The sequence below is a fragment of the Micromonospora sp. NPDC002389 genome (assembly GCF_040296095.1).
Taxonomy (GTDB): domain Bacteria; phylum Actinomycetota; class Actinomycetes; order Mycobacteriales; family Micromonosporaceae; genus Micromonospora.
Map to the genome: position 1 here is coordinate 124,618 of NZ_JBEOWP010000012.1, position 22,267 is coordinate 146,884.

General features: G+C 70.7%; 26 protein-coding genes. 22 read left to right on the forward strand and 4 right to left on the reverse strand.

Translation table 11 applies throughout. The features are described from left to right. Window positions 1-35: 35 nt before the first annotated feature. From eutM to ABT008_RS22675, 14 genes are all read left to right on the forward strand, one after another. Entirely contained in the window at window positions 36-335 is a 300-nt protein-coding gene (eutM, locus tag ABT008_RS22610; protein ID WP_117230296.1) for an ethanolamine utilization microcompartment protein EutM, read from the forward strand. A 35-nt stretch (window positions 336-370) separates the two neighbouring features. Further along, the gene (locus ABT008_RS22615) at window positions 371-1,138 is read left to right on the forward strand and encodes a hypothetical protein (protein WP_350698209.1); all 768 of its coding nucleotides are present in this window, start codon (window positions 371-373) and stop codon (window positions 1,136-1,138) included. After that, entirely contained in the window at window positions 1,135-2,292 is a 1,158-nt protein-coding gene (locus tag ABT008_RS22620) for a class I SAM-dependent methyltransferase (protein WP_350698210.1), read from the forward strand. The genes ABT008_RS22615 and ABT008_RS22620 overlap by 4 nt, the downstream gene beginning before the upstream one ends. A 1-nt stretch (window position 2,293) precedes the next feature. After that, a complete protein-coding gene (locus ABT008_RS22625) occupies window positions 2,294-2,923 on the forward strand; it encodes a hypothetical protein (protein WP_350698211.1) in 630 nt (209 codons plus the stop codon). A 19-nt stretch (window positions 2,924-2,942) separates the two neighbouring features. Beyond that, on the forward strand, window positions 2,943-3,230 hold the full coding sequence (locus ABT008_RS22630) for a EutN/CcmL family microcompartment protein (protein WP_131052471.1): 288 nt from the start codon (window positions 2,943-2,945) through the stop codon (window positions 3,228-3,230). Window position 3,231: 1 nt separating this feature from the next. Continuing rightward, the gene (locus ABT008_RS22635; protein WP_350698212.1) at window positions 3,232-3,741 is read left to right on the forward strand and encodes a BMC domain-containing protein; all 510 of its coding nucleotides are present in this window, start codon (window positions 3,232-3,234) and stop codon (window positions 3,739-3,741) included. Window position 3,742: 1 nt separating this feature from the next. Next, window positions 3,743-4,531, forward strand: a complete 789-nt coding sequence (locus ABT008_RS22640) for an alpha/beta fold hydrolase (RefSeq protein ID WP_350698213.1) — start codon at window positions 3,743-3,745, stop codon at window positions 4,529-4,531. After that, a complete protein-coding gene (locus ABT008_RS22645) occupies window positions 4,528-5,943 on the forward strand; it encodes an FAD-dependent oxidoreductase (protein ID WP_350698214.1) in 1,416 nt (471 codons plus the stop codon). Before ABT008_RS22640 ends, ABT008_RS22645 begins: the two co-directional genes overlap by 4 nt. A gap of 191 nt (window positions 5,944-6,134) precedes the next feature. Beyond that, a complete protein-coding gene (locus ABT008_RS22650) occupies window positions 6,135-7,307 on the forward strand; it encodes a CaiB/BaiF CoA transferase family protein (RefSeq protein ID WP_350698215.1) in 1,173 nt (390 codons plus the stop codon). Between the two features lie 11 nt (window positions 7,308-7,318). After that, window positions 7,319-7,954: an isochorismatase family protein gene (locus tag ABT008_RS22655; protein ID WP_350698216.1), complete on the forward strand. Its 636-nt coding sequence runs from the start codon at window positions 7,319-7,321 to the stop codon at window positions 7,952-7,954. Further along, a complete protein-coding gene (locus ABT008_RS22660) occupies window positions 7,954-8,967 on the forward strand; it encodes an ABC transporter permease (protein ID WP_350698217.1) in 1,014 nt (337 codons plus the stop codon). Before ABT008_RS22655 ends, ABT008_RS22660 begins: the two co-directional genes overlap by 1 nt. Next, window positions 8,960-9,826: an ABC transporter permease gene (locus tag ABT008_RS22665; protein ID WP_350698218.1), complete on the forward strand. Its 867-nt coding sequence runs from the start codon at window positions 8,960-8,962 to the stop codon at window positions 9,824-9,826. The genes ABT008_RS22660 and ABT008_RS22665 overlap by 8 nt, the downstream gene beginning before the upstream one ends. Next, window positions 9,823-10,860, forward strand: a complete 1,038-nt coding sequence (locus tag ABT008_RS22670; protein ID WP_350698219.1) for an ABC transporter ATP-binding protein — start codon at window positions 9,823-9,825, stop codon at window positions 10,858-10,860. Before ABT008_RS22665 ends, ABT008_RS22670 begins: the two co-directional genes overlap by 4 nt. Next, a complete protein-coding gene (locus ABT008_RS22675; protein WP_350698220.1) occupies window positions 10,857-11,816 on the forward strand; it encodes an ABC transporter ATP-binding protein in 960 nt (319 codons plus the stop codon). Before ABT008_RS22670 ends, ABT008_RS22675 begins: the two co-directional genes overlap by 4 nt. A 30-nt stretch (window positions 11,817-11,846) precedes the next feature. Here ABT008_RS22675 and ABT008_RS22680 read toward each other — a convergent pair whose 3' ends face one another. Beyond that, the gene (locus ABT008_RS22680; RefSeq protein WP_350698221.1) at window positions 11,847-12,503 is read right to left on the reverse strand and encodes a GntR family transcriptional regulator; all 657 of its coding nucleotides are present in this window, start codon (window positions 12,501-12,503) and stop codon (window positions 11,847-11,849) included. An 86-nt stretch (window positions 12,504-12,589) separates the two neighbouring features. Between ABT008_RS22680 and ABT008_RS22685 the strand changes: the two genes are divergently transcribed. Continuing rightward, on the forward strand, window positions 12,590-13,480 hold the full coding sequence (locus ABT008_RS22685; RefSeq protein WP_350698222.1) for a hydroxymethylglutaryl-CoA lyase: 891 nt from the start codon (window positions 12,590-12,592) through the stop codon (window positions 13,478-13,480). 528 nt (window positions 13,481-14,008) lie between these two features. Here ABT008_RS22685 and ABT008_RS22690 read toward each other — a convergent pair. Then, window positions 14,009-14,491 (reverse strand): MarR family winged helix-turn-helix transcriptional regulator, encoded by a 483-nt coding sequence (locus ABT008_RS22690; protein WP_350698223.1) that lies wholly within the window; start codon window positions 14,489-14,491, stop codon window positions 14,009-14,011. A 197-nt stretch (window positions 14,492-14,688) separates the two neighbouring features. Between ABT008_RS22690 and ABT008_RS22695 the strand changes: the two genes are divergently transcribed. Genes ABT008_RS22695 through ABT008_RS22720 form a run of 6 tightly spaced genes read left to right on the forward strand, consistent with a single transcriptional unit; the run spans window position 14,689 to window position 20,517 of the window. Then, on the forward strand, window positions 14,689-15,708 hold the full coding sequence (locus ABT008_RS22695; RefSeq protein WP_350698224.1) for an ABC transporter substrate-binding protein: 1,020 nt from the start codon (window positions 14,689-14,691) through the stop codon (window positions 15,706-15,708). A gap of 3 nt (window positions 15,709-15,711) precedes the next feature. After that, window positions 15,712-16,476, forward strand: a complete 765-nt coding sequence (locus ABT008_RS22700; RefSeq protein WP_350698225.1) for an ABC transporter permease — start codon at window positions 15,712-15,714, stop codon at window positions 16,474-16,476. 11 nt (window positions 16,477-16,487) lie between these two features. After that, on the forward strand, window positions 16,488-17,243 hold the full coding sequence (locus tag ABT008_RS22705) for an ABC transporter permease (protein WP_350698226.1): 756 nt from the start codon (window positions 16,488-16,490) through the stop codon (window positions 17,241-17,243). Between the two features lies 1 nt (window position 17,244). After that, window positions 17,245-18,054 carry an ABC transporter ATP-binding protein gene (locus ABT008_RS22710; protein ID WP_350698227.1) on the forward strand — a complete coding sequence of 270 codons (810 nt, stop codon included), beginning with the start codon at window positions 17,245-17,247 and terminating at the stop codon, window positions 18,052-18,054. Further along, window positions 18,051-19,598, forward strand: a complete 1,548-nt coding sequence (locus tag ABT008_RS22715; protein WP_350698228.1) for an aldehyde dehydrogenase family protein — start codon at window positions 18,051-18,053, stop codon at window positions 19,596-19,598. Before ABT008_RS22710 ends, ABT008_RS22715 begins: the two co-directional genes overlap by 4 nt. 4 nt (window positions 19,599-19,602) lie before the next feature. Next, window positions 19,603-20,517, forward strand: a complete 915-nt coding sequence (locus ABT008_RS22720; protein WP_350698229.1) for an alpha/beta hydrolase — start codon at window positions 19,603-19,605, stop codon at window positions 20,515-20,517. Window positions 20,518-20,524: 7 nt separating this feature from the next. Here the strand turns inward: ABT008_RS22720 and ABT008_RS22725 are convergent, their stop codons facing one another. Next, window positions 20,525-20,656 carry a hypothetical protein gene (locus tag ABT008_RS22725; RefSeq protein ID WP_350698230.1) on the reverse strand — a complete coding sequence of 44 codons (132 nt, stop codon included), beginning with the start codon at window positions 20,654-20,656 and terminating at the stop codon, window positions 20,525-20,527. A gap of 157 nt (window positions 20,657-20,813) precedes the next feature. Between ABT008_RS22725 and ABT008_RS22730 the strand changes: the two genes are divergently transcribed. Next, window positions 20,814-21,209, forward strand: coding sequence for a DUF4260 family protein (locus ABT008_RS22730; RefSeq protein WP_350698231.1), 396 nt, complete (start codon window positions 20,814-20,816; stop codon window positions 21,207-21,209). A gap of 258 nt (window positions 21,210-21,467) precedes the next feature. Here the strand turns inward: ABT008_RS22730 and ABT008_RS22735 are convergent, their stop codons facing one another. Further along, window positions 21,468-22,088, reverse strand: coding sequence for a TetR/AcrR family transcriptional regulator (locus ABT008_RS22735; protein ID WP_350698232.1), 621 nt, complete (start codon window positions 22,086-22,088; stop codon window positions 21,468-21,470). Between the last annotated feature and the right edge of the window lie 179 nt (window positions 22,089-22,267).

Here is a 22,267-nt window from a genome sequence, read left to right on the forward strand (position 1 = left end):
CGACGAACTACCGGAGGAGAACTGTCATGGCTGACCTGCAGATGTCCGCGCTCGGAATGATCGAGACCCGTGGCCTGGTCGCGGCGATCGAAGCCGCCGACGCGATGGTCAAGGCCGCCACCGTCGTGCTGGTGGGCACCGAGTACGTCGGCGGTGGCCTGGTCACCGTGGTCGTGCGCGGCGACGTCGGCGCGGTCAAGGCCGCCACCGACGCCGGAGCGGCAAGCGCCTCCCGGCTCGGTGAGGTCGTCTCCGTGCACGTCATCCCGCGCCCGCACGGCGAGGTCGAGGCGATCCTGCCGACCGGGGCGACCCGGGGCGGAACCAAGGCCTGAACAGGGCGCCGCGTGCTCGTCGAAGGAGTTGATACATGAGTCGGGTATGGACTGCGGTCGATATCGAAGACGTCGCCCGGTCGACCGGGCCGCGCGAAATCCTTCTGGGCGCGCGTGACCTGATCTCGCCGCACGCGGAGGACCTGGCCCGCAACCTGGGCATCGCACTCCGCCGAGCAGGACAGGACGCGCCACCGCCGACGCCCGCGCCACCGGCACCGACCGGCGGCACGGGCGCCGGATGCGGCGACGCCGACGACTGCTCGTGCGGCTGTAGCGACGCCGAGGAACAGGCGGAACGGACTCTCCGTACCGTCGCCGCCGCCGTGCTGTCGGCGAACCCGGACGCGGACGCCTCGACGGTCGCCAACGAGACGCTCAAGGCGCTGGGGGCGTTCGGCGGACCCGGTGTGGGCCGTCCCGACCAGGCGCAACCACTGCCCGGGCAGCCGCTGCCCAAGAAGGCGAAGGGCGCCCGCCCGCAGTTCTTCGCCGAGCCGGGCATGGAGGCCCTCGTCTCGACCGTGGTCACCCTCTCCTCCGAGGTGTGGGTGCTGCGGGAACGGTTGACGACGCTGGAACAGCTTCTCGCCGACCGGCGGGTGGTCGAGCGCGGCGCCGTGGACGCGTACACGGTCTCCGGCGACGACGCACAGGCCCGCGACACCGAGGCGGCGGCGTTCGTCGCCCGGGTGCTGCGGGTCTTCTACGAGTGGCGCGAGGAGATCGTGCGGGAGGAGACCCCGGAGTCCTACCGGGAGGTCATCCGGCAGGCCTTCGCACAGGTGGGGGAGGGGAAATGACGCAGCAGGAGCACGGTGTCCTGCCCCGCGAGAACCACGACGAACTCGCGCGCGAGAACTTCGTCCGGGCACTGAAGTCGCACATCTCCACCGAGGTGACCCCCGGGGTCCGGGAGCTGTACGCACACCGCGTCGCCCCCCGCTACCAGCAGGAGATGGGCGTCGCACCCCGGGACCGGGAAGCGGTCCGTCGGGCCATGGAACCGGAGCCGTACTACCAGCTCTGGAGTTCCGTGCGCCGGGCGAGCCAGGACCTGCTCTGGAACGTGGTGGCCGACAGCATCGCCCGGCAGTGGGACGACCTGGCCGCCCGCGCGCAGCGGGCCGAACGGGGGCTCGGCTCCCTCGAACTGGATCCCGCCTTCGAACTGCCCTGGTACTTCTGGGGCATCGACATCCACGCGATGCCCGGCGGCTACCGGGGCGAGTACGTGGCGGACGACCTGACCGCCGGCGCCCTCTACGACCGGGGCGTCTACGTCTACGCCATGGGCCAGATGGGTGCCCTCAACGACGACTACGGCCAGTCCGTGGTCAACAACTACCTCAAGCAGTCCCACCGGGACTTCCGTCCGAAGCGGATCCTGGAGATCGGCTGCGGGGTGGGCAACTCGACGCTGCCCTACGTCGACGCCTACCCGAACGCCGAGGTGCACGGCATCGACGTCGGCGCGGCCCTGCTGCGCTACGGCCACGCCCGCGCCGAGTCACTCGGCCGCAAGGTGCACTTCTCCCAGCAGAACGCCGAGGCGACCTCGTTCCCGGACGGGCACTTCGACCTGATCGTCTCGCACATCGTGCTGCACGAGGTGCCGCCGGACGCGGTACGCGCCATCCTGCGCGAGTGCCACCGGCTGCTCGCCCCCGGCGGCATGATGATCCACGCGGACTTCCCCGGCTACGCCGGCCTCGACCCGCTGGTGCAGTTCCTCATCGACTGGGACACCTGGAACAACAATGAGCCGTTCTGGGGCCCGATGCGGGACATGGACCTCCTCCAGGCCGCCCGGGACGCCGGATTCACCGGCGACTGCTCGGAGCTGTCCTGTAAACGGGAGTGCGTCGAGGAGGTCAGCACGCCGACCGGTCGCGTCCTGCAGAGCGGCGAACGTCGGCGCAGCGGCACCCTCTCGCTGCTCGTGGGTCGGCGCTGACGTGGCCGGCAGCGAGGTCGAGCTGCGCACGTACGCGTTCGTCGACCGACTCCAGCCACAGATGGCCGCCCTGCTCGGCAGCGTGATGTCGGGTGACCCGGTCGTCGAGGGGATGTCCCAGCTCTTCCTGGAGATATCCCCCGGCAGCGACGTGTACGCCCTGGTCGACGCCGCCGTCAAGGGCGCCGGGGTCCGGCCCGGTTCGCAGGTCGTCGAGCGCCAGTACGGCATGACGGAACTGCACTCGATGTCGCAGGACGCCGTTCGCCAGGCCGGTCGCACCATCCTCGACCTGCTCGGCATGACCGAGGCCGACGCACAGCCCGCGGAACTGGTCTCGGCGAAGGTCGTCTCCAACATCGACGCCTACCAGGCGCAACTGGTCAACCGGTCGAAGAAGGGCTCCCTGCTGGTGGCCGGCGAGTCGATGCTGGTGGTGGAGTGCCAGCCGGCCGCCTACATCTCCGCCGTCGGCAACGAGGTGGAGAAGTCCGCGGACGTCAAGATCGTGGACGTGCGGGGCGTCGGCCAGTTCGGCCGGTTGTGGGTCTCCGGACTGCACGCCGAGATCGAGTCGGCCCGGCAGGCCGTCCGGCTCGCCTTCGAGAAGACGCCCTGGTCCCGGCGCTAGAGGAACGAGGTGATCCGGCATGCGTATCGCCCGGGTGATCGGGTCGGTGGTCAGCACCATCAAGGCCGACACGCTGACCGGCGCCAAACTGCTCGTCGTCACGCCCCTGGGTGAGGGGCACGCCGTGGAGCCGTACGTCGCCGTCGACACCGTCGGCGCGGGCCGGGGCGAGGTCGTCCTGGTCGCGTGCGGCAGTGCCGCACGGCTGGCGGAACGGCAATCCAGCCAGGCGCCCGTGGACTCCACCATCGTCGCGATCGTCGACCGGTTGGAGACCGAGGCGTGGGTCAACTATGTGAAGGACTGACGTGGACCTGTGGAATGCGGGTGCGCTCGGCATGGTCGAGACGCGCGGACTGGCTGCCTCGATCGTCGCCGTCGACGTGATGGCCAAGGCGGCCGAGGTGACGGTGATCGGCGTCAGCCGCATCGGCGACGGCCTCGTCACGGTCTCCTTCATCGGCGACATGGCCTCGGTGACGGCGGCGGTGGACAGCGCACGGCAAGCCGTCGCGGCGACCGGCGGCACGATCGTCGCGACCGTCGTCGGCCGTCCCGCCGTGCCGGCCCACCTCGTCCGGGACGCCCCGCCGACCGACCGGCATCCCCGCGAGGCCGAACGCCCCGACGACGCCGGGCCGGAACCCGACGTCACCGGTGGCGACGACCGGCCGGACCCGGTCGGGGAGACCACCGGCGAGGCCGGCCGCCCCGCGACGCCCGCACCCGGCGGCAGCCCGAAACGACGGTCGGCGCGGTCGAGCGCCCCGAAGCGGCGGCCCCCGCCGCCCACCCCACCGATCGAGCGAGGGGAGTGACATGCGCGGATACGTGGGCCCGCAGGGGGCCCAGATCCACTACCGGAGCAGCGGTACCCGGGGACCGGCCCTCGTGCTGTTGCACGAGTCGCCGCAGGCCTCCAACGTCTTCGCGCCGGCCATGCCCGCGCTCGGCCGATCGCTGCGCGCGTACGCCTTCGACACCCCCGGCTACGGGCAGTCCGACCCGCCGCCCGAGCCCCCGGACATCCCCGGCTACGCGCGCCTGCTGCTCGACGCCGTCGACGCGCTGGGCATCGACGAGTTCGCCGTCGCCGGACAGCACACCGGCGCCTCCCTGGCGCTGGCGGTCACCGACCTCGCCACACCCGGCCGGGTCACCCACGCGATCCTGTCCGGCCTCGTGCTCGACCGCGCCGAACGGGAACGGCTGGGGGCCACCTGGGCGCCGGACAAGCCGATCGACCCGTCCGGCCAGCATCTTCGCGACCTCTGGGCGCGGTACCTGGACATCTGGGAGCAGCCACCGGAGTTGGTCAACCTCGCGGTGGCCAACATCGCCTCGGTGTTCGAGCGGTACAACTGGGCCTACCGCGCCGCCTTCGGCTACGACCCGACCGAGCCGCTGCGCACCGCACCCTGCCCGGTGCTGCTGCTCACCGCGGCCCGCGACATGCTGGCCCACTGCGACGACATCGCCCGGCAGATCCGCCCGGACGCGACGTCGGTCCAGTTGACCGACACCACCGGGCAACTGCCGTGGCGGGTGCCGGAGGAGTTCGCCACCGCCGTGGTCTCCTTCGTCACCGGATCCGGACGGGCACCGTGACCGGCCACGCCGACGTCCTGGTGATCGGTGCCGGCACCGCAGGTCTGCCCTGCGCGATCGAGGCGGCCCGGGCCGGGCTCCGCGTCGACCTGGTCGACGTCGGCACCGACATCGGCGGCACCCTGCGGGTCTCCGCCGGGCACATGAGCGCCGCCGGCACCCGTCGGCAACGCGCGGCCGGCATCGACGACGACCCGGACCGGCACTTCGCCGACGTGCGGCGCATCGGGCACGGCCACGGCGACCCCGCCCTGATCCGGCTGGCCGTCGACGAAGCACCCGGGGTGGTCGACTGGCTCGACGAGAACGGCTTCCCGTTCGCACCCGGCATGCCGGTCGTCTACCACGGACACTCGCCGTACTCCCGACCCCGCACCTACTGGGGCGTCGACCGGGGACGCTCGATCCGCGAGACGCTACGACCACTGCTCGCCGCGCAGGTGGACGCCGGCCGGGTAACCCTGCGGCTGCGCTCACGCGCCCTGCACCTGAGCACCGAGGGCGGTGCCGTCACCGGCGCCGTCGTGCGTACCCCCGACGGTGACCGCGAGCTGCGCGCCGGTGTCACGGTGCTGGCCTCCGGCGGGTACGGGGCCAACCCGCAGATCTTCTCCGCGGTGACCCCGGGCGCACCCCGCCTGGTGACCAACGCCGAGCCCACGTCCACCGGCGACGCGATGCAGATGGCCACGCCGTTGGGTGCCGCCGTCCGCTTCACCGACCTGCACACCCCCCGCCTCGGCCTGCTCGAACGTCGCTCGACGCCGGGCCGGGTGGACTTCTGGTCCGAGGTGGCGCATCTCGCGCCCGCCGAACGCGCACCCCGGGAGATCTGGGTCAACGCCGACGGCGACCGGTTCGTCGCCGAGGATCTCGGCGACGTCACCCGCCACGAGCGGGCCGTGCAGAGCCAGCCGGACGCCGCGTTCTGGATCGTGTGCGACGACGCAGCCGTCGACGCCGGGTCACCCCTGGTGCCCGCGTGGGGGCCGGACGGGCTCCGCGCCCAGGCGCGGCAGGGGGACGTCGCCTGGGTCGCCGACGATCTCACCGACCTGGCCCGGCGGGCGGGAATCGATCCGGACGGCCTGCGGCGCACCGTGCGGGCGTACCACCTGGCGGTCGACCGGGGCGTCGATCCGCTCGGCCGACGGGAGCTGGGTCACCGCGTGGCCCGGCCGCCCTTCTACGCGGTGCGGTCGGCCGCCGCGCTGCTCTGCAGCTTCGGCGGCCTGGACGTCGATCCCGCCTTCCGGGTACGCCGCGACGACGGCGGGGTCATCGCCGGCCTGTACGCCGTCGGTGAGGCCATCGGCATGGGCGCCACCAGTGGCGCCGCGTTCTGCGGGGGAATGGCGGTGACCCCGGCGCTGGCGTTCGGGCGGCTGCTCGGCCGTCGGCTCGGCGGGTGATCGGCATGGCACACCACTCACCACTGTATGCACGGAGGTCCACCACGGGATCCAGCTCTGGCTCCGGCTGACAAAAGCCGCTGTTGACAGCGGACGACGCAGAACTGTTGTATACAAACACCCACTCGGGTGGGCTGCTATGAGAGGTGTCCATGTCTAGCGAAACGCACCACGAAGGACCGCTCCACGGCGTGCGCGTGATCGAGTTCGGGTCCCTGCTCGCGGGCCCCTTCTGCAGCCAACTGCTGGCCGACTTCGGCGCCGACGTCATCAAGTGCGAGCCGCCACGCCAGGGCGACCCGATGCGCGAATGGGGCCAGGAGAAGCCGCACGGCAAGTCGCTGTGGTGGCCGATCGTCGCCCGCAACAAGAAGTCGATCACCGTCGACCTGCGCACACCCGAAGGTCAGACCGTCGCCCGGCAGCTGATCGCGCAGAGCGACGTGGTCGTCGAGAACTTCCGACCCGGGACGATGGAACGCTGGGGCCTCGGCTACGAGGACCTCTCCGCCGACAACCCCGGCCTGGTCATGGTGCGCGTCTCCGGCTTCGGCCAGACCGGGCCGTACTCCAGCCGACCCGGCTACGGCTCGGTCGGCGAGGCGATGGGCGGCCTGCGCTACGTCGTCGGCGACCCGCAGACCCCACCCAGCCGGGTGGGCGTCAGCCTCGGCGACTCCCTCGCCGGCACCTTCGCCGCCCTGGGCGCGGTGATGGCCCTGCGGGTACGCGACCAGAGCGGCCGCGGCCAGGTCGTCGACTCGGCGATCTACGAGGCGGTCCTGGCGATGATGGAGTCGCTGCTGCCCGAGTACACGCTGGGCGGCCACGTCCGCGAACGTACCGGCGCCATCCTGCCCAACATCGCACCCTCCAACGTCTACCCCACCCGCGACGGCGGCCTGCTGCTCATCGCCGCCAACCAGGACACCGTCTTCCGGCGCCTCGCCTCTGCCATGGACATGACCGAGCTGAGCACCGACCCCCGCTTCGCCACCCACGCCGCCCGAGGCCACCACCAGGGCGAACTCGACGCCATCATCGCCGAATGGTCGGGCCGGCACGACACCGAACACCTGATGGCCGTCATGATCAAACACGACGTCCCGGTCGGCCGCGTCTACCGCGCCCCGGAGATGCTCGACGACGAGCACTTCGCGGCCCGCGAGGCCATCGTCCGCGTCGAACACCCCGAGTTCGGCGAGTTCCCCATGCAGAACGTCGTGCCGAGACTGTCGCGCACCCCCGGCCGGGTCAAATGGACCGGCCCCCGCCTCGGCGAACACACCGACCAGGTACTGACCGACATCGTCGGCCTGGCCAAGTCCGAGATCAACGAACTGCGTGCCAGCGGCGTCATCTAGAGGCGGACACGGTGAATGACCTCCACGCGGACTACCGCAACGCCGGCTTCGGCGGCGACCTGGGACACGGCACCCGCCGCGCGCTCCTGGTCGTCGACCTGGTGCGCGCCTACCTCGACCCGGCCTCACCGCTCTATGTCGGCGATGAGAACCCGCCCGCCCTGCGGGCCTGCGCCGACCTGCTCGACGCCGCCCGACGCCACGGCATCCCGGTGATCCACACCCGGGTCGAACTCGCCCCCGGCGGGATCGACGGCGGCCTGTTCACCCGCAAGGTGCCCGCCCTGCGGGTCTTCGAACGCGGCAGCCACCTCGCCGCCGCACCACCGATCCTGGCACCCGCCGCCGATGAAGCGGTCGTCACCAAGCAGTACGCCAGCGCCTTCTTCGGCACCAGCCTCGCCAGCACCCTGCGCGTCCTGGGCGTGGACGCCCTGCTCATCGCGGGCGCCTCGACCAGCGGCTGCGTCCGGGCGAGCGCGGTGGACGCCCTGCAACACGGCTTCGTCCCACTCGTCGTCGCCGACGCCTGCCTGGACCGGGACCCCCGCCCGCACCAGGCCGCCCTGTTCGACCTCGACGCCAAGTACGCGCAGGTCCTGACCCTGGACGAGGCGACCACCCTGCTCGAACCGGGAGGTGCGTGATGCGGGTCCTCAGATACGCCCGCCGCCGGATCCTCTTCCTCCCGGTCGGCCTGCTCTCCGTCATCGTGCTGGCCTTCCTGCTGGTCAACGCGCTACCCGGCAACCCGGCCGGAGTCATCGCCGGACCGGCCGCCTCCCCGACGGAACTGGCCGAGATCGAACGCCGCCTCGGCCTGGACCTGCCCCTGTGGGAACGCTTCGTCACCTACCTCGGCAACCTGGTCCGTGGCGACCTCGGCGCGTCCTACTACACCGACCGGCCGATCCTCGACGAGATCCTGCGGTTCGCCCCGGCAACCCTGGAACTGGTCTTCCTCTCCCTCACCCTCGCCGCGCTCCTCGGCATCGGCCTCGGCACCCTGGGCGCCTACCGCAAGGGCACGGTGGCCGACCGCACCTCGCGCTTCGTCGTCACCACCTTCCAGTCCATCCCGGACTTCTTCCTCGCGCTGCTGCTCATCTACCTGCTCTTCTATCTCGCCGGGTGGGCACCGGCACCGGTCGGCCGACTCGGTCTGATGGACGAACCACCGCCGACCGTGACCGGGGCGCTGCTGCTGGACTCCCTGATCTCCGGTGACATGGGCACCTTCCGTTCGGCGGTGGCGCACTCCGTGCTGCCCGTCCTGACGCTGGGCATCTACTACTCCGCGTACTTCGCCCGCAGCACCTACGCCTCCCTGGTGCCGGCCCTGGAGTCCAAACAGGTCGAGTTCGCCCGCGCCAGCGGCCTGCGCGAGCGCACCGTCCTCGCGTACGCCTTCCGCCAGGCCCGGACCCCGATCCTGACCTACGGCGGCATCCTGCTCGCCGCGCTGCTCGGCGGCGCGGCCATCATCGAGACCATCTTCTCGTGGGGTGGCTTCGGCGAGTGGGCGATCGACTCGATCCTCCAGCTCGACATCCCGGCCGTGCAGGGCTTCATCCTGGCCGCCGGACTCGGGACCCTGTTGGCCTTCACCGCGCTGGACATCCTGGTCGCGGCGCTCGACCCGAGGGTGCGCTATGACTGAGACCCTGGCCGCCGACCCCACCACGGTCAGCTCCCCGACGACCAGGAAACGCCCCCGGGGCCGCCGGCGGTGGCGACTCTGGGTGCCCGGCACCGTCCTGACGAGCATGCTCGCCGCGGCCTACCTCGCACCGCTGCCGCACGACCCGACGGAACCGTCCACCAACACCCTCACCGCTCCCGACGGCGAACACTGGATGGGCACCGACAAGTTCGGCCTCGACGTGTTCAGCCGCCTGATCGCCTCTGCCGGGGTGGACATCCCGCTGGCCCTCGCCGGCATGCTGATCTCGCTGGTGATCGGCGTGCTGCTCGGGCTCGCGGCTCTGCACCGCGGACCGTGGGGTGAACGGGTCGTCCGGGCCCTCGACGTCTTCCAGGCGTTCCCGCTGCTGATCCTGGCCATCGCCCTGGTGGCGCTGATGGGCAACAACATCGAGAACGTCGTGGTCGCCATCGCCATCATCAACGTCCCCCGCTTCGTCCGACTGGTCCGCAGCGAGGGACTGACCATCCGGGAGAGCCGCTACATCGAGGCGGCCCACGCCATCGGCGCGACCGGGCCACGCGTGATGTTCCGGCACGTCCTGCCGAACATGACCGGCATCATCCTGGCCCAGGCGTCACTGGCGGTCGCGCACTCGATCGTCGTGATCGCCTCGCTCTCCTTCCTCGGCATCGGCATCAACGCCGCCGACGCGAGCTGGGGCGCGATGATCCAGACAGGAGCGCAGAACATGACGACCGGCCAGTGGTGGGTCTCGGTCTTCCCCGGCCTCGCCATCTTCCTCACGGTCCTCTGCTTCAACGCCATCAGCGACGAACTGCAGGACACCTTCGGCCGAGCGAGGCAACGATGAGCCTGCTCAACGCCCGACGTCGACCCGACAGCCGTCCCACCCCGCCGCCGTCCGGCGGATCCTCCGGACGCCTGCTGAAGGTCAGCGGCCTGACCACCCGCTTCGACACGCCCGACGGCCTGGTCCACGCGGTCAACGGAGTCGACTTCCACGTCGACCGGGCCGAGATCGTCGGCGTCGTCGGCGAGAGCGGATGCGGCAAGTCGGTGACCATCCGGTCCATCCTGGGCCTGGTCCGACCGCCCGGCCGGGTGGTCGAGGGCACCGCCCGCTTCGACGGTGTCGACCTGCTCGGCCTGCGCCGCAGCGAGCTGCGCCGACTACGCGGCAAGGACATAGGCTTCATCGCCCAGAACCCGTTCAGCGCCCTGAACCCGGTGATGCGCATCCACCGGCAGTTCGCCACCATCATGGCCGCGCACGGGGTCAAGGCCGACGGCGAGGTCCGGGACCGGGCCCGCACCGCGCTCACCGACGTCGGCATCGCCGGACCGGACCGGGTCCTCGACGGTTACGCCCACCAGTTGAGCGGCGGCATGGCCCAACGCGTGGTGATCGCCATGGCCATGCTGCTCAACCCGACCTTCGTGATCGCCGACGAACCGACCACCGGCCTGGACCTGACCGTGCAGCGGCAGATCCTGGACCTCATCCGCCGTCTGGTCCGCGAACACGACCGCTCGATGCTGCTGGTCACCCACGACCTCGGCGTCGTCGCGCAGTACTGCGACCGGGTCGTCGTCATGTACGCCGGCAAGGTCATCGAGCACGGCACGGTCCGGGAGGTCCTCAAGGACCCCCGCCACCCCTACACACAGGCGCTCATCCGGGCCATTCCCCGGCCCGGCCAGCCGCTGGTGCACCTCACCGGTCGACTGCCCGACCTGATCGACTACCCGTCCGGATGCCCCTTCCGGGCCCGCTGCCCGCACGCCTTCGAGCCGTGCGCCCAGGAGGTACCGGCCGCGGTGACGCAGGCGTCCGGTCGGACGTACTGGTGTCACCTGCCCCAGGAGAAGGAGGCAGCGCGGTGAGTCTGCTGGAGCTGACCAACGTCAGCAAGGAGTTCCACGTCGGTGGCGCCACCCGCGTCTACGCGCTGGACGACGTGTCGCTGTCGGTGGACGCCGGAGAGACCGTGGCGGTCATCGGCGAGAGCGGATCCGGCAAGTCGACGCTGGGCCGGTTGGCACTGCGCCTGATCGAACCGACCCGGGGCTCGGTGCGCTTCGACGGCACCGACGTGCTCGCGCTTCCCGCCGCCGAGATGCGCAAGCTGCGCGCGAAGCTACAGATCATCTTCCAGGAGCCGTTCGAGTCGCTGAACCCCCGGATGCGGGTGGCCGACATCATCGGCGAACCACTGGCCATCCACCGGCCGGCGATGTCCACCGCACAGCGCCGTGCCCGGGTCGCGCAGATGATCGAACAGGTCGGACTCGCCCCGGACATGGCGCGGCGGTATCCCGGTGAACTCAGCGGCGGGCAGCAGCAGCGGGTCGGCATCGCCCGGGCCGTGGTGACCGAGCCGTCCCTGGTCGTGCTGGACGAACCCACGTCCTCACTCGACCTGTCGGTCCGCGCCCAGATCCTGCGCCTGCTCGCCGACCTGCAGGCCGAACTCGGCATGGGCTACCTGTTCATCTCGCACGACATCCACACGGTCCGGTACGTCAGCGACCGCATCGCCGTCATGTACCGGGGGCGGGTCGTCGAGACCGGCCCGTCCGAGCTGGTGTTCGCCGATCCACAGCATCCGTACACCCGCGCCCTGCTGGCGGCGGCCCTGCCCGTCGATCCCGACCAGGAGCTGGCCCCGGCCCGGCTGGTCGGTGATCCGCTGAGCCCGACCCAGCTCGTACCGGGATGTGTCCTGCACGGACGCTGCCCGGTCGGTGAGGACAGATGTGTACAGACCGAGGTGCGACTGACGCCGATCGGCGCCGACCGGGAGGTGGCCTGCATCAAGCCCGGAGCGCCCGGAAGCTGACCCGCACGGCGGTGGGGGAGTAGCGACCGCTCACAGCTCGGGGCGGTCCACCATGCCGTCGAGCAGCACCGTCCGGGCGGCCAGCACGTGGGCGCGCATCGTGCTCGACGCCCACTCGGCGTCCCTGGCCCGCAGCGCCGCCACCAGGTCCCGGTGGTGCGCCATGCTGCGGGCCAGGGCATCCGGCGTGTAGAGGCGGAACGCCCGTACGACCAGCGGCACCTCCACCACCGCGGACAGCAGCGAGGTGAGCCGAGGGCTGGCGGCGGCCTTGAGGACCGCGTTGTGCAACTCGGCGTTGAGGGTGGCGATCCGGTCCAGATCCTGCGGACCCATCCGCCGGGCCAGCTCCTCCATCTGATCGCAGAGCCCGTCCAGCCGGTCCAGGACCTCGGGTTCGATGCGCTTGGCGGCCAGGGCCGCGCCGTAGCTCTCCAGCCGGGCGCGGATCTCGTAGATGTCCTGCAGATCGCTGAGCGACCATTCGGCGACCCGTGCCCCACGGTTGGGCTGGAAGACGACGAGGCCCTCCGCGGTGAGCCTGCGCAGCGCCTCCCGGATCGGCGTTCGGCTGACGCCGAACTGCCGGGACAACTCCATCTCGCCCAGGCGGGCACGCGGGCCGATCGAGCCGTTCAGGATCGCGCTCCGCAGCGCCTCGTACGCGTCCTCCGCGGCATTCGTCACCCGTGCCTCCGTCGTGTGAGCCGCATGTCGTCGGCACCCTTGCCGCCGGTCTGACAGTCTGAGATTGTATACATATGGTGGTTCAGGTGGTGGAGGTGTCTCCACGGGACGGTCTGCAGAACGAGCCCGAGATCCTGTCGACAGCAAGCAAGATCGAGTTGATCCGGCGCTGTGTCGAGGCCGGAGCCCGACGGGTCGAAGCGGTCTCCTTTGTCCGCGCCGACCGGGTGCCGCAGATGGCCGACGCCGAAGCGGTGATGGCCGCAGTGCCACGACGCAGCGACGTATCGTACATCGGCTTGGTGCTCAACCGACGCGGGCTGGACCGGGCGCTGGCGGCCGGAGTCGACGAGGTGAACTGCGTCGTCGTCGCCACCGAGACCTTCAGCCAGCGCAACCAGGGCGCCTCCGTCGAGGCCATGCTCGGCGCCTGGACCGACATCGCCAAGGCCGCCCACGCAGCCGGCGTCCGGGCCAGCGTGACCGTGGCCGCCGCGTTCGGTTGCCCCTTCGAAGGCGACGTCTCCGCCGAGACCGTCGGTGACCTGGCGCGACGGCTGGTCGAGGGCCAACCCGACGAGATCGCCCTCGCGGACACCATCGGGGTGGGCGTACCCGCTCAGGTGCGGGCCCTGGTCTCCGCCGTCACGGCGGCGGCACCGGGCGTGCCGCTGCGCGCCCACTTCCACGACACCCGCAACACCGCCATCGCCAACGCGTTGGCGGCGGTCGAAGCCGGCGTGACCGTGCTCGACGCCAGCGTCGGTGGCATCGGCGGATGCCCCTTCGCCCCGGCGGCCACCGGCAATGTGGCCACCGAGGACCTCACCTACGCGTTGCACCGCTCCGGCCATCCCACCGGCCTCGACCCGTCGAAGGTGATCGAGACGGCGGCGTGGATCGGCGAGCAGCTCGGCAAGGACCGGCTACCCGGCGCCCTCGGTCGGGCCGGCTGGTTCCCGGCCGACCAGCGCTAGCCGGGCCAGTGTGATGGGCATCTTCCGTCATCGACGGACAGGCGTGGGTGGTCGTCGATGGCGTCCACAGAGGTCAGGTCACCGATCGCGTCGATCGGATCGAACGTCACGAGGTCGGTGCAACCTCTCGGTCCGGCGTCCAGGCGAGGATGTCCAGCAGGCGTACGTCCGTCAGGCGATCTGCTGCCTCGACGACCAGTGGATCGTCGTGGTCGCGGGCGGCGCCCCGTAGCAATGCGAGGCCATCGGCGGCTCGTAGCACTGTGGCACCTGCTTCCTGATCGCTTGGCGGAATCCCTGCCGGTGCCAGCCTGCTTCCCTCCGACGGGAACTGACAACCTCCGGGCGGCCACCGAGAGGAGCGCTCGGGTGACGACAACCACCCGACCGGTTCGTCACGTGTCGGGTGATGGTCCTGATTTGGCTCCGGTAGTCACCGAGGGCCGAATGCCGCCGGGGTTCCACGTTCGACGGTGACACCCGCTTGTGAGCGCTACGCCGTCGATGTTCCCAGCGCGCAGACGTACGTCAGGACGACTCGTCCGGCGGGGGAGTCCAGGAGGGCATGCTCCGGATGACGACGTCGAGCAGGACGCGGAGCCGCTGGTAGTCCTCGTCGCCGAGCGAATCGCGGATGTGGTCGTCCAGGTGCAGCATGATCCGGTCGGCTCTGGCCGTCTCGCGGCGCCCGCTGTCGGTGAGGTGCAACTCCTGGATGTTGGCGTGGCGCGGATGCGGACGACGTTCGATCAGGCCGCGTTCGACCAGTTTCACGACCAGCGGGGTGATCGCCTGCGGTGTCACCCCGACCAGGCGGGCCAGTTCCGCGCCGGTCAGACCGGGTGTCACTCCCAGGTTGGCCAGGACGGCGTAGAGCGAGCCTGACACACCGACCTTGCGCAGCGGCGGCTCCTTGGCGGTGAGCACGGCGAGGTCGGCCCGGCGCAGTGTCGACGCGACGCGGCCGAGCATCTCCTCGCGATCGAAGGTCGCTGCCGTTTCGTCGGTCACGGTCACGGAGCTTACCGCATCTTGATCTGAATTCAGCACTTGCGTCATATCAAGGTCTTGATACTGTCGTCATGCGGGTCGATGTCGTCGAACCCGCCGACGATCCATCCACTCAAGCGAACTGAGCACGGAAGGGGATCAAGGCCATGCACGGGACACAGGGACGGCACCCATCACACCGCAGAGCCGGCCGGACGTTGACGGCCACGAGCCTGGCCCTCGGCCTACTCGCCGCCGCAGGCGCCTGCGGCACCGACGGCGAACCGGCTGAGACCACCGGATCGGGCCTGACCCGACTCGTCATCGACTTCAGCCCGACCGCCAACAACGCCCAGCTCTCGCTCGGCGTCGACCAGGGGATCTTCGAACGACACGGCTTCGAGATCGACCAGGTCCCAGGCTCCGGAGCCAGCGCCAACAGCGTCGCGCTGCTCCTGAACGGACAGATCCACCTGGCCGTCAGCGAGATCACTGCGGTGCCGGCCGCCGTCGCCGCTGGCTTTTCGGTGGAGATCGTCACCTCGCTGGTCACCGACTACGAGTCGCCGGAGGGTGACGCCTTCTCCCTGATCGTGCCGGAACACAGCGGCATCCGGTCGTTCGCGGACCTGGCCGGCCGGACCGTCGCCGTCAACGGTCTGGAGAGCTTCTTCGACCTGACCCTCCTCGAAGCGGTACGCCAGGCAGGCGGCGACCCCGACGCGGTCCGGATCCTCGCCGTGCCGTTCGAGGACCAGGTCGCGGCGCTGCGGCAGGGCCGCGTCGACGCGATCAGCACCCTGGAACCGTTCGCCGGTCAACTGCTGACCGGTGGCGGGTTCCGCTCCCTCGGCAACCCCGCCACCAGCGCGCTCGGCCCGCGCAGCGTGCCGAGCATCCTGATGGGCTCCCAACGGTTCGTGGACCGGAACCCGGAGGTCATGCGACGCTTCCTCCAGGCGTGGAACGAGGCGACCGTGTACGCCAACGACAACCCGGACGCGGTCCGGGCGACGATCGTACGGACCACCGGCGCGCCCGCCGAGGCAGTGGCGCGGCTACCGCTGCCCTGGTACGTCAGCGGGATCGACCGACGCTCGGCGGAACTCGTCGCCCGGCTGATGGTCGACTACGACCGGATCGACACCGCACCGGCGCTGGACGAGTTCACCTGGTCGGAATCGCCGGACGCGCACGACCTCGACACGCCCCCGCGCGGGCTCCGGGTCTCGGAGTAGCCGATGAGACCCACCCCGCTGCTACCCGTACTCACCACGGCGGCGCTGCTCGGCACCTGGCAGGCGGCGGCCGGCACCGGCATACTTCCGGCCGAGGTTCCGCCGGCCTCCGCCATCGCCACCTGGCTCTGGGCCAACATCGGCACCGCCGTCCTCTGGACGGCCGTGTCGCAGACCCTGGCGCACTGGGCCGCCGCTCTGGTCATCGGCGTCACGCTCGGCGCGTTCGTCGGGGCCGCCATGGCGAGCGTCCCCGTGGTCAACGAGCTCCTGCTCGGCGTGGTCGAGTTCTTCCGCCCGATCCCGGTCGTGGTCTATCTGCCCATCATGTTGCTGCTGCTCGGCGCCAGGCCGGTGGTGGTGGTCGTGCTCGCGGCGGTGGCGGCCCTGTGGCCGATGCTGCTCCAGACGCTCTACGGCGTGCGGGACGTCGACCCGGTCACCACCGACACGGCACGGGTGTTCGGACTGACCACACCGCAGCGACTGCTCTGGGTGACGACCCCGAGCATGCTGCCGTACCTCTTCACCGGCCTGCGGATCGCCTCGACGATCACGCTGCTGGTGGCGATCGCGATGGAACTCATCGGCGCCGTACCCGGCCTCGGCAACACCCTGGCCACCTACGCGGGCAACGGCCGCTACGACGCGACGTACGGCGTCATCGTCATCGCCGGCCTGCTCGGCGTCGGCCTCAACGCCGTCTTCGAGCTGCTGGAACGGCGGGCACTGCGCTGGCACTCCGCCTACCGGACGCAGCAGGCATGAGGAGGCCGAACGTGAAGAGAACCGGCCTCCGGCTGCTCGTACCCGTGCTGCTCGTCCTGCTCTGGTGGACGACATCGACGGCGAGCACCTCGCCCTTCTACCCGCCGCTGCCCGACGTGCTGGCCGCCTTCGCCGATTCGTGGCTGTTCACGCGACTCGGCTCGGACCTGGTCCCCAGCGTCACCCGGCTCCTCGCCGGCCTGCTGATCGCGACCGTCGTCGGCATCGCCGTCGGCACCGCACTCGGCCGCCACCGACTGCTCCGGAACGCCCTGAACCCGGCGGTGCAGTTCTGTCGTTCGCTACCCGGCACCGCACTGATCCCGATCAGCGTCGTGCTCTTCGGCATCGGCGACGCCTCGAAGATCCTGGTCATCGCGTTCGTCTGCCTGTTCCCGGTGCTGTTGAACACGGCCGACGCGGTCCGCGGAACAGAACCGCACCTGCAGGACGTGGCCCGCTCGTACCGGCTCACCCCCGTGCAGCGACTGGCCTTCGTCCTGCTGCCGGCGGCGGCACCACAGATCTTCGCCGGCATCCGCACGGCGCTGGGGATCGCCTTCATCATGATGGTGGTCACCGAGCTGTACGCCGCGACCAACGGCGTCGGCTTCGTCACCCTCAGCGCCCGCAACTCCTTCGACGTACCGCAGATGTGGGCCGGCACCGTGCTGCTCGGCCTGCTCGGGGTGGTACTGAGCGCCCTCTTCCTCGTCCTGCAACGACGCGTCCTGCGCTGGCACATCGGCATGACGGAAAGGAACTGACATGCTCTCGGTCACGAACCTAGGCAAGACCTACGGCTCCGGTGCACAGGCCGTCGAGGCGATCCGCGACCTGACCCTGACGGTCGACAAGGGAGAGTTCGTCTGCATCGTCGGGCCGTCCGGCGCCGGCAAGACGACCATGCTGAAGTGCCTCTGCGGCCTCCTGAAGCCGTCGTCGGGCACGATCACCCTCGACGGCGTCCCGGTCACCGGTCCACCGAAGGAGATCGCCTCCGTCTTCCAGGACTACAGCCGGTCGCTGATGCCCTGGTTCACCGTGCGACGCAACGTCGGCCTGCCCCTGCGCAACCGGTATCGATCGACGGCCGACCGCGCCGAACGGGTCGCCACGGCGCTGGACGCGGTGGGCTTGAACGGGTTCGGCGACCGCTACCCGTGGCAGCTCTCCGGCGGCATGCAGCAGCGTGTGGCGATCGCCCGGGGCCTCGCGTACGCACCGGAGATCCTGCTGTTGGACGAGCCGTTCGCCTCGGTGGACGCCCAGACCCGCGCGGACCTCGAAGACCTGATCCTGCGGGTACGCGACGACACCGGCGTCACCATGCTGCTCGTCACGCACGACATCGACGAGGCGGTCTACCTGGCCGATCGGGTGGTGGTGATGTCCGCACGCCCGAGCGTCGTACTCGACACGGTGCAGGTCGACCTTCCCCGCCCACGTGACCAGGTCTCCACCAAGCGCCTGCCCCGATTCGCGGAGCTGCGCGCACACGTACTGACGCTGATCCGGCGTACCGCCCTCGACGGCACGACGCCGGACCGACACTCGACGATCGGGGAACGACGATGACCACGCAGACTGCGCAGAGCACCGCGACCCGGGACGGCGACCCGGACACCACCGGCGACGAGGTGGTCACCCTCGACCAGCGCACCGGCGACGAACTGGCCCGCTACCGGGCGGCCGGTCCCGAGCAGGTCGGCGCGGCCGTCCAGGTCGCACGGACGGCCGCCGGACCGTGGTGGGACCTCGGCTTCGACGGGCGGGCGGTACGACTACGTGCCTGGCGCCGGGAGATCGCCCGGGGAGGGGAGGACCTGGCGGCGCTGATCCACGCGGAGAACGGCAAGTCCCTGGAAGACGGCCGCGCAGAGGTGCTCTCCGTCCTCGGGCACCTGACCTTCGCACTCGACAACGTCGAACGGGTCCTCGGCCGCCGCGAGATCCCCGCGCCGGCCGCGATGCCGCACCAGCGGGCGTGGGTGGAACACCTCCCGTACGGCGTGGTCGGCGTGATCGGGCCGTGGAACTTCCCGCTCGGCACCCCGGGAGCGATCGTCATCCACGCCCTGGCCGCCGGCAACGCCGTCATCCTCAAGCCCAGCCCGGTCACCCCCGGAGTAGGCGTCTGGCTGGCCCGGTCCTGGCGGCGGGCCGTACCCGACCTGCCCGGCGTCTTCCAGACCGTGGTCGGCTTCGCCGCCACCGGCCGCCACCTCACCAGCGGCGTGGACAAGGTCGCGTTCACCGGCAGCGTCCGCTCGGGCCGGGCCGTGGCCGCGGACTGCGCCGCGCGCCTGACCCCGGTACTGCTGGAACTCGGCGGCAACGACGCCGTCGTGGTGGCGCAGGACGCCGACCTGGACTCCGCCGCCGCCCACATCACCTGGGGCGCGCTGCAGAACGCCGGCCTGGGCTGCATCAGCCTCGAGGTGGCCTACGTCGTGGACGCCGTGCACGACACCCTGGTGGAGAAGATCGCCGCACACGCCAGACGGGTGCACGCCGGCAGCGGCGACGACGACCTGATCGGTCCGGTCCCACTACCGGCGCAGATCCCGGTCATCCGCCACCACGTCGCCGACGCCCTCCGACGGGGCGCCACCGCCGTGGTCGGCCCACCACCGGCCGAGGCAAGCACCGACGACCGGTACGTCCAACCCACGATCCTCGTCGACGTCCCGCCGGACGCCCTGGCCGCCACCGAGGAGACCTTCGGGCCGGTGCTGGCGATCGTCCGGGTCCGCGACACCGAGGAGGCGATCACCCGGATCAACGCCAGCCCGTACGGCCTGGGCAGCGCCGTGTTCAGCCGCGACCGGGGCGAGGACATCGCCCGTCGCCTGCGCGTCGGCATGACCAGCGTCAACGACGCGCTCGCCTTCTCCCAGAACGCCGGACTGCCGTTCGGCGGGCGCGGACACAGCGGCCACGGCCGCAAGCACGGCGACGAAGGACTCCTCGAATTCGTCTACCCACACGCCATCACCGTCCACACCGGCCCCACCCCGACACCCACCACCACCTTCGCGCGTCCACCCGGCGCCATGGCCAGAGCCCTCGCCGCCGCACGTGACCGGCTCGACGAGGACGACCAGACGGAGAGGAACTGACACCATGAGCGACCAGATGTCACACCTGCTGGACCGGGTCGCGGCCGGATTCAGCCACCCGCCCCGCTCACCGGTGCTGCACTCACCGCGCGAGGTCGGGCTCGACTTCGAGGACGTCACCTTCCCGTCCCACGACGGGGTGCCGCTGGAAGGCTGGTTCCTGCCCGCGCCCGGCTCGACCAAGCTGGTCATCGCGAACCACCCGATGGGCTTCACCCGCGCCGGCCTGCCCACCCACCTGGAGCCCTGGCACTCGGCCTGGGCAGCCAGCGGCAACGGTTTCGAGGTCGACTTCATCCCCGACTACCGCATCCTGCACGATGCCGGCTACCACGTCCTCGCCTACGACCTGCGTAACCACGGCCTCAGCGGCGCCGCCAACGGCGGCATCAGCTCAAGCGGCCTCTTCGAGGCCCGCGACGTCGTCGGCGCGCTCACCTACGCCCGCCACCGCCCGGACACCCGCGACGCGGCCATCGGCCTGTTCAGCCGATGCCTCGGCGCCAGCTCCACCTTCGCCGCCATGACCCAGTTCCCCCAGGCGTTCGAGGGCGTACGCTGCCTCGTCGCGCCCCAGCCGGTGACCGCCCGCGTCATCATGGAACGCCGACTGGCGCTGCTCGACGCGGCGGAACGCCTCGACGACCTGGAACAGCTCATCATCCGGCACACCGGCATCGACTTCGCCCGTCGCAGCCCCCAGGAATGGGCCCGCCACGTGCGCGTCCCCACCTTCCTCTACCAGGTACGCGACGACATCCTCACCGACCCCGACGACGTCCAGACCATGTACGACAACATCCCCGTCACCGACAAGAAGCTGCACTGGATCGACGGGACTACCGCACGCTGGGACGGCTACCTGGAGTTCCAGCGCCGCCCCGAACCCATGCTCGACTGGTTCGCGAAATACCTGTAGAGCGTGTTCAGCCGTCTATGCCGCTGACGGCCACCAGCACCCACATGATCGAGGCTGCGGCGATGGCCAGGAAAGTGAGCGCCGACAGTCCCGACGCGGCAGCGAGGCTCAGGTGCTGAGTAGGCGACGGCAGCGCCATGGCTTATGGCCGGTCGTTGACGGGCCGCGGGCACCGGCCAGCACAGTGCCAGGGCGGTCAGGTCCGGGCCGTCGATATCGGCGAGGGCTACCCACGCTCGGCTCGATTCGGCGAAGCTGAGGTCCACCGATTCCTTCGACCGACATCGAGGTGGGAGATGCCGTACCTGAGCCCGGTCGCGATGCAGCGCATCGAGGCCGTTGTCGTCGCGGCCCTCGCGGTCGTGGTGACCGTCGCCGTGGGGTACCCGTGGTGGTCGCTGCTCGCGCTCTTCCTCGTCTTCGACCTGTCCATGCTCGGCTACCTGCGCGGGCCGCGTCTCGGTGCCACCTGCTACAACCTGGCCCACTCCTACGCTGTACCGGCGGCGCTGGGGGCGGTGGCCGTGGTGGCGGCCGGGTACGGCGATCGGATCGACTGGCTCGGCATCCTGGCCGTGGCGTGGGTGTTCCACATCGCCGTCGACCGTGCCCTCGGTTACGGGCTCAAGAACACCGAGGGATTCGAACACACCCACCTCGGTCCGATCGGCAGGGCCCGGCGGGCCGGTTGAACCGTCGGCTCCGCAGCGGCGCTGCACGGCCCCCAGGCCCTGCTGGGCGACACCGCGCCCCCCGGCGAACTCGCCACCCGCATGCACTCGGCATGGACCCGCTTCGCGACCACCGGCGACCCCGGCTGGCCGCGTTACCCCGAAGTCCACTCATTCGGACCGGGAGGCTGACATCGGCGTTGCTGGGTGTGCTGCCGAGCACGAAGCGGTACACCATCGGAAGACTCGGGCAAAAACCAGCGACCCGGCCGCCGTCACTCAGGGCGACACCGGTGGACGGAGGCCGTCGAAAGTCACCGACAGTACGCCGCTTTCTATCGCGGGATCCTGGCTCGCGAACCCGATCGCGTGGGCGGCACCGGCTATCAGCGCGATGAGCGTTCGCACGTCGATGTCGACGCGGACTCTGGCAGCCTGCTGGGCGCGACCGAGCAGCTCACCGATCGATTGTTGGAGGTCGCGGATGGCCTCGGCCACGGCGCCCTCGTAGGCGCGTAGGTCCACGCCCGCGTCGGCCAGGGCGTCCGCGAATGTGTGTTTGATGGTCGACTGGCGTACCGCCTCGGTCAGGAACGCGAAGAACGCCGCACCGGGGTCGGCCGCCCCGGCCAGCGACCGGGCCTGCCCGGCGAGGGCATCCAAGCGGCCGATGAACACCGCCTCGACCAGAGCCTCCTTGGTCGGGAAGTGTCGGAAGACCGTACCGATCGCGACCTCGGCCCGCTGGGCGATCTCCTCGGTCGACGCGGTCGGACCCTTCACGGCGAAGACCGCGTCGGCGGCGTCGAGGATGCGGGTCCGATTGCGCCGCGCGTCGGCGCGTAACGGCCGGCCGCCCTGCGCGTCTCTGCCGCTGGCCGCAGGGGCGCCTGGGCTCACTGCGGTCGCTCCTTCCACCATCCGGCTTGCTGTGTAAACCACAGGATACTGCCGCGACGGACGACTCCGTTGACAAGATGAGCTCCCACTCATAATATCCGAACCGGAGTAGAGACTCACTTTATTTGCCTCGTCGCCGCACGTTCCCTGCCCGTCCGACCACCCGACTGGAGCAGCAC

Coding starts and splice junctions, on each gene's coding strand:
- ABT008_RS22615 (WP_350698209.1), top strand. CDS start 371: ATGAGTCGGGTATGGACTGCGGTCGATATCGAAGACGTCGCCCGGTCG.
- ABT008_RS22620 (WP_350698210.1), top strand. CDS start 1,135: ATGACGCAGCAGGAGCACGGTGTCCTGCCCCGCGAGAACCACGACGAA.
- ABT008_RS22630 (WP_131052471.1), top strand. CDS start 2,943: ATGCGTATCGCCCGGGTGATCGGGTCGGTGGTCAGCACCATCAAGGCC.
- ABT008_RS22640 (WP_350698213.1), top strand. CDS start 3,743: ATGCGCGGATACGTGGGCCCGCAGGGGGCCCAGATCCACTACCGGAGC.
- ABT008_RS22660 (WP_350698217.1), top strand. CDS start 7,954: ATGCGGGTCCTCAGATACGCCCGCCGCCGGATCCTCTTCCTCCCGGTC.
- ABT008_RS22665 (WP_350698218.1), top strand. CDS start 8,960: ATGACTGAGACCCTGGCCGCCGACCCCACCACGGTCAGCTCCCCGACG.
- ABT008_RS22670 (WP_350698219.1), top strand. CDS start 9,823: ATGAGCCTGCTCAACGCCCGACGTCGACCCGACAGCCGTCCCACCCCG.
- ABT008_RS22700 (WP_350698225.1), top strand. CDS start 15,712: ATGAGACCCACCCCGCTGCTACCCGTACTCACCACGGCGGCGCTGCTC.
- ABT008_RS22710 (WP_350698227.1), top strand. CDS start 17,245: ATGCTCTCGGTCACGAACCTAGGCAAGACCTACGGCTCCGGTGCACAG.
- ABT008_RS22715 (WP_350698228.1), top strand. CDS start 18,051: ATGACCACGCAGACTGCGCAGAGCACCGCGACCCGGGACGGCGACCCG.
- ABT008_RS22720 (WP_350698229.1), top strand. CDS start 19,603: ATGAGCGACCAGATGTCACACCTGCTGGACCGGGTCGCGGCCGGATTC.
- ABT008_RS22725 (WP_350698230.1), bottom strand. CDS start 20,656: ATGGCGCTGCCGTCGCCTACTCAGCACCTGAGCCTCGCTGCCGCGTCG.
- ABT008_RS22730 (WP_350698231.1), top strand. CDS start 20,814: ATGCCGTACCTGAGCCCGGTCGCGATGCAGCGCATCGAGGCCGTTGTC.